Genomic DNA, 13,130 nt, shown 5'->3' with positions numbered 1-13,130 from the left:
CCAGAAATAGGCTGGAATCTCGTGTAGCCTTCATCTATTCCATCGAGTTCTATTGTTCCCTTAGTGCACGCCTCAAAATCTTCCCGACATTGGTTTTCGGCAATTCATTCCGGAATTCAATAGCCCGCGGTACTTTATAGGCAGCCATCTTGTCTTTAGCCCATACTATCAACTGTTCTTCGCTGGTTTCTGCTCCTTGTTTTTTCACAACAATCGCTTTGACGCTTTCCCCGCGGTACGGATCGGCAATTCCAATGGCCACCGCTTCCTGTACCGCCGGATGTTCATAGAGAACTTCCTCGATATCACGCGGATAGACATTATAGCCGCTTGAGATTATCAGATCTTTTTTGCGGTCGACAATGTAGACATAGCCGCTTTCGTCCATCTTGGCGATATCACCTGTAAATAGCCAACCGTTTTTCAAGGTGCTTGCTGTCTCTTCCGGCATGTTCCAATAGCCTTTCATCACTTGCGGTCCGCGAATGATCAATTCCCCTATCTCTCCGGTCGGCACATCTTCTTCTCCCGTAGCCAGATCGACGATTTTGTACTCCGTAGAAGGAAAACCGATTCCGATGCTCCCTGGCTTTCTCTCGGCAAAAGGAGGATTGCAATGCGTAACCGGTGACGCTTCAGACAATCCATAGCCCTCTAAAATTTTGGCGCCGGTCTTGTTTTCAAATTCCTTCATGGTTTCCAGAGGCATCGGCGCACTGCCGCTATTGCATACATTGATGCTGTCGATTCCATACTCTTCCGCTTTTGGATGGCTGGCAATGGCGATATACATAGTAGGCACACCCGGGAACGTCGTCGGCTGCTCCCGCTTGATTGTTTCAAGTACCTCTTCAAGGTCAAAGCGTGGCAATAGAATATTTTTGGAACCATTTAGAATCGATAAGTTCATCGCAGATGTCATGGCAAATACGTGGAATAATGGAATGACCGTCAGGCAGCTTTCTTCACCGAACGTTACTTCATCTTTGAAAAATTCCTGTGCCTGCAGAGCGTTGACAGCAATATTACGATGAGTCAGCATAGCGCCTTTGGATAGCCCGGTCGTTCCGCCTGTGTACTGCAAGACGGCTATATCTTCCGCTGGATCAATGGCGACTGAATCGACCTTGCCATCCCCTTTTCCGATAAACGATTCAAAATAGCTGGCTTGGTCAAGTTCCTGATTTTTCGTTTCAAAACTGACGACAATGATATTTTTTAAAGCAGTATCTTTTGCAATTGCTTGAATGCGCGGGTATAGAGGTTCGTATACAATGATGGTTTCCGCTCCTGAATCGTTCAATAAATAGCTTAACTCTTTCTCCAAGAGCATCGGATTTATTTGCGTGACAATGGCCCCTGCTTTTAAAACCCCATAATACGAGATGATGTATTGCGGGCAATTCGGCAGCATGATGGCAACGCGGTCATTCTTATGGATGCCTGTTTGCTGAAGTGATGAAGCAAACAGCGTCGAGAAAAGGTCCAAATCTTTGTAGGAGATTTCTTTTTGATAAAATTTAATTGCAATATGATCCGGAATTTTTTTCGCTGTTTCCGTCAGCAATTGCGGCATTGTCTTCTCCGAAAACTTCATTTCTGCAGAAATTCCTTTTGGGTAATGGCTCTTCCAAGTCTGTTCTGTCGTCATTTTTCATCCTCCTCAGTAGTTGAAAACACATTGGACATACCAAGAAAATACTAACCAGTTGGTATGTTCAGAATATTACCATTATGTTAGCGTTTTCATTTTCAAAATGCAAGTCTTCATTTATCATTCAATAGAATCTTCAGAAAAATAACTTGACGTTCAAATCGGCTTACGGTATTGTAGATTTAACTTGAAGAAAGAGGTGAGGCATTATGGCGATTTTATTTTTGAATACGCAATTCCAGTCTATAGTGTCTCCTTCTGTGTATCGCTGACGATACGCTTCTTCCATTATGCCCGGAGACCATGGACTGCGAATTGCGCGCATCCGTGGTTTTTTATTTTGCATAAATTAGGAGGAACTATCATTGACGAACATTAACCTGTACGGCTGGAACTCCAGCTGGAAAGAAAAAATATCCGTACCGGGAATTCCCGGCCGCGTAACTTTAGAACATAAAAACTTATACCGCGTAGCAACAGACAACGGAGAATGGCTTTGTTCGTTATCCGGGAAATACCGGCACCAGCATAGCCGCACCGAGTTCCCATGCGTCGGGGATTGGGTTGTCGTTGAGCAGATGCCGGGCGAAGAAAAAGGCATCATTCACCAGGTGCTTCCCCGCACCTCACAGTTTTCCAGAAAAATGGCAGGGGAAACATCCGATATCCAATTGATCGCCGTCAACGTCGATACCGTTTTTCTGACGATGTCACTGAACCATGATTTTAATGTTCGCCGCTTGGAACGTTATTTGCTGGCAGCTTGGGATTCCGGTTCTAACCCGGTTATCGTCCTGACTAAGAAAGACCAGTGTGCGGATATCGAACCTTACCTGCGCCAAGTGGAGAGCGTAGCATTTGGTGTTCCGGTCTACGCAGTATCTGCCCATACAGGAGATGGAATCGAGGAATTGCAGAAGCAGTTGGCCGGTTCCAAAACGGGCGCCCTGCTGGGTTCTTCTGGTGTCGGAAAGTCATCTTTGATCAATGCCCTGTCTGGCAGCAAGCTGATGATGGTGCAGGACATCCGTGAAGATGACAGCAAAGGGCGCCATACCACTACACACAGGGAAATGATTCTGCTGCCTGGAGGCGGACTGATGATCGACACTCCCGGTATGCGTGAATTCCAGCTCGGTGATTATTCAGAAGGCGTGGAAGCCGGTTTCAGCGATGTCGAAGAGTTGGCGCTTGCTTGCCGTTTTCGTGACTGTGCCCATAACGATGAACCGGGATGCCGCGTTCAAGAAGCCCTCCAAAACGGCGAGTTGGATGGCGGACGCTACCGAAGCTACTTGAAGCTGAAGCGCGAACTTGCCCATATGGAACGTAAAAGCGATGCCGCTGCCCAAAAAGCCGAGCGCAGCAAATGGAAACAAGTGACCAAAGACAGCCGGAAGCGGCCCGTTAAAAAACGTTAAAAAAAGTGCGACGGAAAATTCCGTCGCACTTTTTTTAATTTCTTCCTGGATCTGTCAGCCCGTGCTTAACAGCATAAAGCGCAGCCTGTGTCCGGTCTTGGACAGCCAGTTTAATGAAGATATTGGAAATATGGGTCTTTACCGTCTTTTCTGTGACGAATAATGCCGACGCAATTTCCCGGTTGCTTTTGCCTTTTGTCAGTTCCGCCAATACTTCTTGCTCTCTCGGCGTCAACTGGTTGACGGTATGCGGCGCCGGTTCAGCCGGTGCTTTCATCAGCTCGGAAGACGCTTTCGGATGAAGGGTATTTTCTCCGCGCATCAAACTGCGCAATGAAGCCACCAGTTCATCGGGTTCAATGTCTTTTAACTGATAACCTGCCGCTCCTGCTTCAATCGCCGGCACTACATGGTCCTGATCTGAAAAACTGGTCAGCATCAGGACGATGATGTCAGGATACTGTTCCTTAATTTTCCGGGTAGCCTGGATGCCATCCATGACCGGCATCACTAAATCCATCAGGACGATATCCGGCTGAAGAGCGGCAGCCATTTCTACTGCTTCTTTGCCATTTACGGCTTCCCCCACCACTTCGATGTCTTTTTGTGTTTTCAAAAAGAACAGCAAGCCTCGCCGCACCACATGATGGTCATCGGCTATCAATACTTTCACCATGTTCTTCACTCCTTCGTTAATACGGAATCCGGACCAGGATTTCCGTTCCTTTGCCAATTTCACTGGACCAATCGGCTGTTCCGCCTTCTGCTTTGGCCCGGTCGCGTATGCTTTGGATGCCGATAGATGGCAGATGCACCCCATGATCGAAGGCGAAGCCCCGTCCTTCATCCTTTAAAACCAATAAGACATCGGTTGCAGTGACCGATAAATACAATTCCACTTTATTGACGCCGGCGTGTTTCCGGACATTGTTCAAGGATTCCTGTGCAATTCTGAATAAGGTCTCTTCAATCCTTGAAGGCAATTGGATGACACCTGTCATTTTTGTTTCGACGGTCAATCCAAGCATTTCGCCATAGCCTTTGATGGCCTCCAACAGCCCACTCTCCAGCCCTTTCGGCCGCAGTTGCCAAATCAACGCCCTCATTTCATTCAATGCTTCCTGCGTCAGGTGTTGGATATCCCGGAATGTCTCCTGAACGGACAGATCTTCCGACATTTCGACGCCTCCACGGGCAGTCAATGTCACCGAAAACAGCAATTGGTTGACCGAATCATGCAAATCACGCGCTAATCGGTTGCGCTCTTTCACTAGTGCCAATTCCTGTTCCTGTTTGGTCAGTCCGATCCGCTTGATCGCCGATCCGATCTGAAAAGCCACCGATTCCAACAGCGCCAATTCATCTTTTGAAAAACCGACAGTGTCCGGTGCCGCAATATTCAGCAGTCCGAACTTTTCTTTCCCCGATTGCAGAGGCACTGTCGCATGATGCGTGATGCTGCCTTGCTTTCGTGCTTTGGCTGGCATGGCATTTTCAATACGCTGGCAAGCGATGATATTCGATGCTTTATCCAGATCGCCGTCATGGTAACGTTTGACGCACCAGCATCCGCCTTTTTGAAGATGGCGGCAATTATTGTCTTCCAATGGTGCCGGCAGATTTGCCTGCGCCACCAGTTGATGCTTTCCTTTTTCATTGATAAAGAATATCCACGCCGTCTCAAAAGTCGAAGCACTCAATAATTTCCGGATCGCACCGTCCAGCATGCGCGCCATATCCGTTTCTTCATTGAGCAATTCGGCTATTTCTTTCAATAACGTGATATTGGAGGGTTCACTCATAACCATCATCATCCACCTCATTCATGCTGATTTAACCATACACTTTTCCACACCAATCCTCCTTCGTACTTTTGTACGAGAAAAGCGGAAGCGCCCGTGTAGCTCTGCCGGGCATAAGCCAGCCCGGCAGTGTGGCGCTCTTTGCCACGCAGTTGGGCTGGCTTATGACCCAAAGAGCTGGGCGCTGGAGTCTGGACACCGAGAAAAGCAGAAGCGCCCGTGTAGCTCTGCCGGGCATAAGACAGACCGGCAGTGTGGCGCTCTTTGCCACGCAGTTGGGCTGGCTTATGACCCAAAGAGCTGGGCGCTGGAGTCTGGACACCGAGAAAAGCGGAAGCAGCCGTTTAGCTCTGACCGGCATAAGACAGACCAACAGAGTGGCGCTCTTTGCCACTCAGTTGGATTGGCTTATGACCCGAAGAGCTGGCTGCTGAAGCTGGACAATTGAGAAAAATGAAAGCGCCTGTCAGAGTAGGGCACTGCAACTGGTAAATTGAGAAAAGCGGAAAGGAAAAGCCCCCTTTTCAGGGAGCCCGATCCTCAGCGGCTATTGACTTCTTCCAAAAACGATTCCTTCAGCAGTTCCAGCTTTTCGTCGCTTTCCTGCTGGGTTTTGGCGGTGATTCCGAAATAATACTTTACTTTCGGTTCCGTGCCGCTTGGCCGTACACATACCCAGGAACCATCCTCCAGGAAGTACTTGATGACATTCGACTGTGGCAACTCGATTTTTTCATCGGTGCCCAAATCGACGAAAACTCGGTTCTGTGTTTCATAATCCTCGATCGATACGACTGGAATCCCTGCCAAAGCCTTAACCGGTTCCGTACGCAAGTTTTCCAACAAGGCTTTGATTTCGCGCGCGCCATCAATGCCTTTTTTGGTGACCGATACCAGCGATTCCCGGTACCAGCCAAAGCGGTTATAAAGTTCAACCAGAACATCGTGAAGGTTTTTTCCTTGTTTCTTATAGAATGCTGCCGCTTCGACAAGCAATAAGACCGACTGCACAGCATCTTTGTCCCGTGCAAAATCACGGATCAAATAGCCGTAACTTTCTTCGTAGCCGAATAAAAACTCAAATTGCGGATTGGCATCATTATGCTTTAATTTTTCGCCGATGAATTTAAAGCCAGTCAGGACATCTTCACAGCCGACGCCATAAGAATCAGCAACCACTCGGCCGAATTCCGATGTAACGATGGTCTTGAAGATGCGCCCGTTTGTCGGCAAAGTGCCTTTTGCCTGTTTCTGGCTAAGCAGATACTCGATCAAAATAGCACCGGTCTGGTTGCCGCTCAATAATTCGTATTGTCTGCCGCTCCAGACTGCAATCCCGACACGGTCTCCATCCGGATCCACAGCAATCAGCAGATCAGCTCCTGATTTTTTGCCGTATTCTTTCGCCAGTTCGAAGGCGGAACCTTCTTCGGGGTTCGGTGATGCGACTGTCGGAAATTCACCATTAGGTTCCATCTGTTCAGCAACATAGGTGATTTGATCATAACCCGCTCGATCGAGCAATTTTTTGACTGTGGCACCCGAAGCGCCGTGAAGCGGTGTGAAAACTGCTTCGATTGGGCTGGCTGAGTGTTCTTGGACCGTCAGTGCATTGGATAAATAAGCTTCATCCAATTTCTCATCAATGCGCACGAGCAGCGATTCTTCGTAGCCTTCATTGACGATGGACAGTTCATCTTCCACACGGCTGACGTAGTCGATGACACGGTCTGCATCTTCCAGATTCAATTGGGCACCGTCTTCTGCATATACTTTATAGCCGTTGTATTCCGGCGGATTGTGGCTTGCCGTAATGACGATGCCCATGAAAGCATTCAAATAACGGACACTGAATGATAATTGCGGTGTCGTCCGTGGACCGCTGTATAAATACGTATGAATGCCGTTCGCGGCAAATGTACGCGCTGCTTCTTCCGCAAATTCCGGGGACATGCGGCGGCTGTCATAAGCAATGACCATTCCACGTGACATCGCCAATTCGCCATTTTCTTTTATGTAATCGGCAATTCCCTGTGACGCTTTTCGGACGGTATAGACGTTCATCCGGTTTGTGCCCGGTCCAATTTCCCCGCGCATGCCTCCAGTACCGAAAACCAAATCCTGATAAAAAGCATCTTCCGCGGATTTTTCGTCTTCCATCAGCACAGTCAATGACTGACGTGTTTCTTCGTCAAGTGCATCATGCTCCAACCACCGTTTAATGCGTTCTTTCCATGACATATCCATTCCTCCATCCATAATAAGTTGACTTTGAACTACTCATCCTCATAAGTTGATATTCTACAAAACACCTGCATATTCCTGCAGCAGCTCTGCCAGAAGCCTTCTATAAAAGGAATATTCTTTTGTTTACTCTTCAGTTTAGCAAATATTCCAAAGAAAAGCCGCTCCCATTTTTGGAAGCGGCTGTGATCAGTCTTTTTTGTATTCGACACGGTAGACATCATGGCGACGGTCTTTCAGTTGCTTGACTGTCCCGTTCTGGCGTTGGCGGCGCAGAATTTCCAAATCAACGTCTCCAATGAGCACCATTTCCAGGTTGGCATTGGTTTCGCCGACAATTCCATCACGCGCAAATTCGAAATCGGATGGAGCGAAAATGCCTGATTGAGCATATTGGATGTCCATGTTTTCGGTTTGCGGCAAGTTGCCGACAGTTCCGGAAATGACGGTATAGATTTGGTTTTCCACTGCACGGGCCTGTGCACAATAACGGACGCGCAAGTATCCTTGGCGGTCTTCCGTACAGAATGGAGTGAAGATGATGTTCGCTCCCATGTCTGTCGCAATGCGGGCAAGTTCAGGGAATTCAATATCGTAACAGATCTGGATAGCGATTTTTCCGCAATCGGTATCAAAGACGCGGACAGAATCCCCGGCAGAAATCCCCCACCATTTGCGTTCATTAGGTGTAATGTGGATTTTATACTGCTTGTCTATCGAACCGTCACGGCGGAACAAGTACGCAATGTTATAGATTTCGTCATCTTCTTCTTTGACGAAATGCGACCCTCCGATGATGTTGACGTTGTAGCGGACAGCAAGGTCAGTAAACAATTCAATATACTGAGGCGTGTATTCTGTCAACTTGCGTACGGCCTGGCTTGGTGATGGCTCGTTCAGGAATGACATCAGCTGCGTCGTGAAGATTTCAGGGAATACGACGAAATCCGAATGGGCATCTGAAGCCACGTCCACAAAGTATTCAACCTGGCTGGCCAAGTCATCGAATGATTTGATGGCACGCATCAAATACTGTACGACACAGATCCGGACCGGCAAGCTGGTTTTGAAATGGCGTTTGGAAATCGGCTTGTAATCAACATTGTTCCATTCCATCAATGTCGCGTATTTGCCTGAAGCCAAATCATCCTGCAGGTAATTCGGGTTGATGCGCATCAATTGGAAGCCGTTCATCAACTGGAAAGTCAAAACCGGATCATAGATTTTATGGCGCGATACTGAATCGACGTATTCACGCGGCGACATTTCATCGGCATGTTTATGGTAATTCGGGATGCGCCCTCCGATGATGATCGACTTCAAGTTCAATTCGCGCGCCAATTCCTTGCGGGCTTCATATAAACGTTGTCCGACTTTCATTCGGCGGTATTCCGGATGTACCATGACTTCAATGCCGTACATATTGTAACCGTCGGGATTGTGGTTGGTGATATAACCAGCATCCGTTACATCGTCCCAAGTATGGCGATCATCGTATTCATCAAAGTTAATCAACAAACTCGAACATGAGCCAATCACTGTGCCGTCCAATTCAGCGACCATCTGGCCTTGAGGGAAGACCCCCAAATGGCTTCTCAGTTGTTCTTCTTTCCAAGGATCCATTCCAGGAAAGCATAAACGCTGCATTTCCAGGATGGCATCTATATCTGCATAATTCATTTCGCGAATGATCATGCTTTTTTCAAAATGGGATAAATCGAATTGTTCTGCCACAATACAGCTCTCCTTCACAAAAGTTTCAAACTTTATTATATAGGAATGTCGCTCAGGTTGATATTATTTTACTTGTATCACGATAACATTTATAATTCTATGGAAGTATTTATTGAAAAGAGGGAACATCAAATGACGAAACGCCAGGAAAATGTTTTGCTTTCCATGTGGGTTGTGGCACTTATCGCCACGGCGGGTTCGCTTTATTTTTCTGAAATCCGCGGATATGCCCCGTGTGAGCTTTGCTGGATCCAACGCATTTTCATGTATCCGCTGGTTATCGTCATCGGCGTGGCCTATGTACAGAAAAATGTCCGAATTGCTGCCACCACGTTGATTTTCTCCATCGTAGGCGGAGGGATTTCCCTTTACCATTACGGACTCCAGAAGCTCGATTTTCTGGCAGATTCCGCCCCATCCTGCGGTCAGGTGCCGTGTACCGGAGAATACATCAACTTGCTCGGATTTATCACCATTCCGTTTTTGGCGTTGACTGCATTCATCCTGATCGCTGGAATGAGCATTTATTTAGTGAAGTCCCTTAAGGAGGAAAAAGCACAATGAAGAAGTTACTGATCATCGCGGGTATTGTCGTTGTCGTGTTTGCCGGCATCATTTTCTTGACCAACCAGGCAAATAATGAAAAATTGGCGGACAATCCGTACGATACAGAAGATTTGGAACAAGCAACAATTGATCAATTAGACGATGAAAACTATCAGAACATTGTCGTACCGGCTGAGTTGGAAGAGAAAATTGCCAGCGGCGAACCAACCACGGTTTATTTTTTCAGCCCGACTTGCCAATATTGCCAACAGACCACACCGGTCTTGATGCCCGTCGCTGAAGACATGGATGTAGACGTTTTGCAGTATAATCTGTTAGAGTATGAACAGGGATGGCAGCAATACATGATCGAAGCAACACCAACATTGATTCATTATGACAATGGAGAAGAAGTTTCACGTTGGGTCGGCGCACAGCCGAAAGAGAATATTGAAAAATTCTTCACCGATGTAGTTAAAAAATAACTGACAAAAGGATCATGTGCCTTGCGCATGATCCTTTTTTATGGAGGAAACCAGATGACTTGGAGTTATGAAATCAAAGACGACGGCATGACTGTCGAAGAATTATTGAGAACCGAATGGGGCCTCGGCAAGAAAGTGGTCCATCAAATGCGCATGGCCAAAAGCGTCAAAAACGAAAAATTCCAGGAAGTGATCTGGAAAGAGCCATTGCCGGCGGGTACCATCCTGCAATTCGATTTGCCCCCTGCCGACTCACCATATGAGCCGAAACACGATGTAGAACTACCTGTCCTATTCGAAGATGATCACTTTATCGTTGCCCGCAAACCGAAAGGCATGGCTACACACCCCAATGAAGTCGGACAAACCGATACATTCATCAATGCCATTCTCGGCCACATCATCCGCAACGGCGGATCGTACGGCGAGCATGTCCACCGCTTGGACCAAGGAACTTCCGGCTTGTTGATGGTCGCCAAGCATCCTGTTGCCAAAAACGTGCTGGACCGCATGCTGGAGCAAAAGCAGCTGGTCCGTGATTATGAAGCTGTCGTGAAAGGCAAGGTCCATAATAAATCCGGCACCATCGACTTCCCAATTGGCCGCGACCGCCACCACCCGACGCGCCGCATGGTTTCCCAAACAGGACAAAGTGCTGTGACCCACTACCGCGTCCTCAAGCAAATGGAAGGCAAATCTTTGCTTCACCTTACGCTTGAAACCGGACGCACACACCAAATCCGTACACACCTTGCCCATATCGGCCATCCGATTATGGGAGATACACTTTACGAAGGGCCGCCGACACAAGACGGCGCTTACCATCTGCATGCTTTCCGCATGTCCTTCATCCACCCGTTCACCAATGAAAAAGTGGTTGTTGAAGACTCGGCTAGATAACGAAAAAAGCAAGTTCCTTTTCGGGGAACTTGCTTTTTTTATACCTTGATCTTATCGGGATGCGTGCCGGAGCGCCAATCCTGGTTCAATCCATCAATCATTTTCATCTCTTCTTGTGTTAAAGAGAAGTCGAAAACCTGCGCATTTTCTTTGATGCGTGATGGGGTCACTGATTTCGGAATGACAATCAAATCGCTTTGCAGATGCCAGCGGATGACGATTTGCGCAATCGTTTTTCCATGAGTGGCGGCAATTTTAGCGAGGACCCGATCTTCCAGTAACCGCCCACGTGCCAGCGGCGACCAGGAAGTGATTGCAATGTCGTTGGCAGCACAATATTCCCGCAGCGGTTTCTGCGTCAACTGCGGATGCAATTCGATTTGATTGACCATCGGTTTGGTATTGGCAGTAGCCAGGATTTTCTCCAGGTGGTGCTGCTGGTGGTTGGAGACGCCAATTGAACGGACCAGTTTTTCATCGTAAAGGCGCTGGATGGCACGGTACGTATCGACGTATTTCCCTTCGATGGCCCAATGCGTCAAGTAGAGATCCAAATAGTCAAAGCCAAGACGCTTTAAAGAAGCTTCGAAAGCGCGCAGCGTTTCATCATAACCCTGATCGGTATTCCAGACTTTCGACGTGATGAATAAGTCTTCCCGATTCACACTGGAATTCCGTACTGCTTCCCCTACCTCCACTTCATTGTCGTAAATGGTTGCCGTATCAATCGCTTTATAGCCTGCTTCAATCGCTGTGGTCATGGCTTCCGTTGCCGCTTCTTTATCCGTCATTTTATATACCCCTAAACCAAAACGCGGCATTTCTACTCCATTATGTAAGGTTTTTGTTGAATTGATCGTTAAATCCATTTTCATCATCCTTTCTTTCTTTTATTGTACAAATAATATTTGATAAATTCGACTTTAAAGATTTCCCAAAAGACCCTTGCACTCTTCCAATAAAGCGAATAATATATATGTTGTCGTTGAAAATCGTTCGTGTTTTGGAAGGAGCTTTTTGATGTTTCATTTAAAAGAAAACCACACTACTATAAAAACTGAAATCACTGCCGGTATGACGACGTTCTTGACTATGGCCTATATTGTCATTGTCAACCCCGTCATTTTGGGCGCTGCCGGCGTACCGTTTGATCAAGTATTTCTGGCAACCATCATTGCCGCTGCCATTGGTACACTGTGGATGGCGCTAGCCGCCAATTATCCGATTGCTATTGCGCCGGGGATGGGGTTGAACGCTTATTTCACTTCCATGGTACTCGGGTCGAACGGTGCCATTGATTACGTCACCGCATTTGCAGCCGTGTTCGTCGCCGGACTTATTTTTGTTGCATTGTCGTTGACTTCCATGCGCAAAGTCCTGATTGAAGCCATTCCTGAAAACTTAAAACATGCCATCACTGCCGGCATCGGACTTTTTATCGCCTTTATCGGCATGAGACTGAGCGGCCTGATTGTTGCCAATGAAGCCAATCTTGTTGGCTTAGGTGATTTGACTTCGCCGCCAGTAGCGTTGACTCTTCTCGGATTGCTGGTTACAGTCATTTTCATGTCACTGAAAATACATGGCGGCATTTTCTATGGAATGATTGTTACAGGAATTGTCGCATTTTTCACCGGACAATTAAAATTCGAAGGCGGTTTGATGCAGCTTCCTTCATTGCCTGAAGGCATCCTGGTTTGGAATCCAATTGAAGCGTTCCAATTAGTCATTCAATATGGACTTTATGGCGTTGTCTTTTCTTTCCTTTTGGTCACTTTATTTGATACCACCGGCACCATGATCGGTGTAGCCAAACAAGCTGGCTTGATGAAAAACAATAAAATGCCGAGAATGCGGCAGGCCTTGCTGGCAGACTCCCTTGCCGCGACTGCAGGTGCCATGGTCGGGACAAGCCCGACTTCCGCTTATGTGGAATCATCTGCAGGTGTTGCAGCGGGTGGGCGTACCGGCTTGACCAGTTTGACCGTCGCCATCCTGTTCATCATCGCTGCATTTTTCGGCCCATTAGTCGGCGCCTTATCGAATGTCGCAGCCATCACAGCCCCTGCATTGATCATTGTCGGAAGCCTGATGATCGGTGCCGTCAAACAGATCGACTGGGAAGAATTCGATGAAGCGTTTCCTGCATTTCTGATTGTCCTAGCCATGCCGCTGACTTCCAGCATCGCAACCGGCATCGCTTTCGGATTCATCACCTACCCGTTGATGAAAGTATTTGTAGGCAAAGGCAAATCGGTTCATCCGATTCTGTATATTTTTGCGGTCCTGTTTGTCATTCAATTGCTGATTGCACCCCATTGACCCAACTAAAAAAACCGCCAAC

General features: G+C 47.5%; 11 protein-coding genes. 5 read left to right on the top strand and 6 right to left on the bottom strand.

All coding sequences use genetic code 11. From position 1 onward, the window contains the following. Positions 1-49: 49 nt before the first annotated feature. Positions 50-1,651: a long-chain-fatty-acid--CoA ligase gene (locus IRE19_RS14395; RefSeq protein WP_203340944.1), complete on the bottom strand. Its 1,602-nt coding sequence runs from the start codon at positions 1,649-1,651 to the stop codon at positions 50-52. Positions 1,652-2,019: 368 nt separating this feature from the next. On the opposite strand from IRE19_RS14395, the gene rsgA reads away from it, so the two are divergent. After that, positions 2,020-3,075, top strand: coding sequence for a ribosome small subunit-dependent GTPase A (rsgA, locus tag IRE19_RS14390; protein WP_203340943.1), 1,056 nt, complete (start codon positions 2,020-2,022; stop codon positions 3,073-3,075). A 34-nt stretch (positions 3,076-3,109) separates the two neighbouring features. Here rsgA and IRE19_RS14385 read toward each other — a convergent pair whose 3' ends face one another. The 4 genes from IRE19_RS14385 to IRE19_RS14370 all read right to left on the bottom strand — a co-directional run bounded on the left by IRE19_RS14385 (position 3,110) and on the right by IRE19_RS14370 (position 8,855). Next, complete coding sequence (locus IRE19_RS14385; RefSeq protein ID WP_203340942.1) at positions 3,110-3,751, bottom strand: response regulator; 642 nt, start codon at positions 3,749-3,751, stop codon at positions 3,110-3,112. 16 nt (positions 3,752-3,767) lie between these two features. Beyond that, complete coding sequence (locus tag IRE19_RS14380) at positions 3,768-4,883, bottom strand: GAF domain-containing sensor histidine kinase (protein WP_203341036.1); 1,116 nt, start codon at positions 4,881-4,883, stop codon at positions 3,768-3,770. Between the two features lie 534 nt (positions 4,884-5,417). Then, positions 5,418-7,118, bottom strand: coding sequence for a phospho-sugar mutase (locus tag IRE19_RS14375; RefSeq protein ID WP_203340941.1), 1,701 nt, complete (start codon positions 7,116-7,118; stop codon positions 5,418-5,420). 192 nt (positions 7,119-7,310) lie between these two features. Continuing rightward, on the bottom strand, positions 7,311-8,855 hold the full coding sequence (locus tag IRE19_RS14370; RefSeq protein ID WP_191716632.1) for a carbon-nitrogen hydrolase family protein: 1,545 nt from the start codon (positions 8,853-8,855) through the stop codon (positions 7,311-7,313). Positions 8,856-8,987: 132 nt separating this feature from the next. Between IRE19_RS14370 and IRE19_RS14365 the strand changes: the two genes are divergently transcribed. The 3 genes from IRE19_RS14365 to IRE19_RS14355 are packed head-to-tail and all read left to right on the top strand — an operon-like array spanning position 8,988 to position 10,786. Beyond that, a complete protein-coding gene (locus IRE19_RS14365; RefSeq protein ID WP_191716633.1) occupies positions 8,988-9,419 on the top strand; it encodes a disulfide oxidoreductase in 432 nt (143 codons plus the stop codon). Beyond that, positions 9,416-9,886, top strand: coding sequence for a thioredoxin family protein (locus IRE19_RS14360; RefSeq protein WP_203340940.1), 471 nt, complete (start codon positions 9,416-9,418; stop codon positions 9,884-9,886). The genes IRE19_RS14365 and IRE19_RS14360 overlap by 4 nt, the downstream gene beginning before the upstream one ends. 54 nt (positions 9,887-9,940) lie before the next feature. Further along, positions 9,941-10,786 (top strand): RluA family pseudouridine synthase, encoded by an 846-nt coding sequence (locus IRE19_RS14355; RefSeq protein ID WP_203340939.1) that lies wholly within the window; start codon positions 9,941-9,943, stop codon positions 10,784-10,786. A 38-nt stretch (positions 10,787-10,824) separates the two neighbouring features. Here IRE19_RS14355 and IRE19_RS14350 read toward each other — a convergent pair whose 3' ends face one another. Continuing rightward, positions 10,825-11,655, bottom strand: coding sequence for an aldo/keto reductase (locus IRE19_RS14350; protein WP_203340938.1), 831 nt, complete (start codon positions 11,653-11,655; stop codon positions 10,825-10,827). Positions 11,656-11,806: 151 nt separating this feature from the next. Here IRE19_RS14350 and IRE19_RS14345 point away from each other — a divergent pair, with 151 nt between their 5' ends. Beyond that, positions 11,807-13,108 carry an NCS2 family permease gene (locus IRE19_RS14345; RefSeq protein WP_203340937.1) on the top strand — a complete coding sequence of 434 codons (1,302 nt, stop codon included), beginning with the start codon at positions 11,807-11,809 and terminating at the stop codon, positions 13,106-13,108. Positions 13,109-13,130 lie beyond the last annotated feature (22 nt).

Origin of the sequence: Planococcus beijingensis (assembly GCF_016820615.1) — a bacterium.
In the GTDB taxonomy this organism is placed as follows: Bacteria; Bacillota; Bacilli; order Bacillales_A; family Planococcaceae; genus Planococcus; species Planococcus notacanthi.
Note: the sequence above shows the minus strand (reverse complement) of the source record. Positions and strands in the feature narration are given on the sequence as shown.

Excerpts from the sequence above, each read along its gene's own strand:
- IRE19_RS14395 (WP_203340944.1), bottom strand. The coding sequence starts at position 1,651 with ATGACGACAGAACAGACTTGGAAGAGCCATTACCCAAAAGGAATTTCT.
- IRE19_RS14385 (WP_203340942.1), bottom strand. The coding sequence starts at position 3,751 with ATGGTGAAAGTATTGATAGCCGATGACCATCATGTGGTGCGGCGAGGC.
- IRE19_RS14380 (WP_203341036.1), bottom strand. The coding sequence starts at position 4,883 with ATGGTTATGAGTGAACCCTCCAATATCACGTTATTGAAAGAAATAGCC.
- IRE19_RS14375 (WP_203340941.1), bottom strand. The coding sequence starts at position 7,118 with ATGTCATGGAAAGAACGCATTAAACGGTGGTTGGAGCATGATGCACTT.
- IRE19_RS14365 (WP_191716633.1), top strand. The coding sequence starts at position 8,988 with ATGACGAAACGCCAGGAAAATGTTTTGCTTTCCATGTGGGTTGTGGCA.
- IRE19_RS14360 (WP_203340940.1), top strand. The coding sequence starts at position 9,416 with ATGAAGAAGTTACTGATCATCGCGGGTATTGTCGTTGTCGTGTTTGCC.
- IRE19_RS14355 (WP_203340939.1), top strand. The coding sequence starts at position 9,941 with ATGACTTGGAGTTATGAAATCAAAGACGACGGCATGACTGTCGAAGAA.
- IRE19_RS14350 (WP_203340938.1), bottom strand. The coding sequence starts at position 11,655 with ATGGATTTAACGATCAATTCAACAAAAACCTTACATAATGGAGTAGAA.
- IRE19_RS14345 (WP_203340937.1), top strand. The coding sequence starts at position 11,807 with ATGTTTCATTTAAAAGAAAACCACACTACTATAAAAACTGAAATCACT.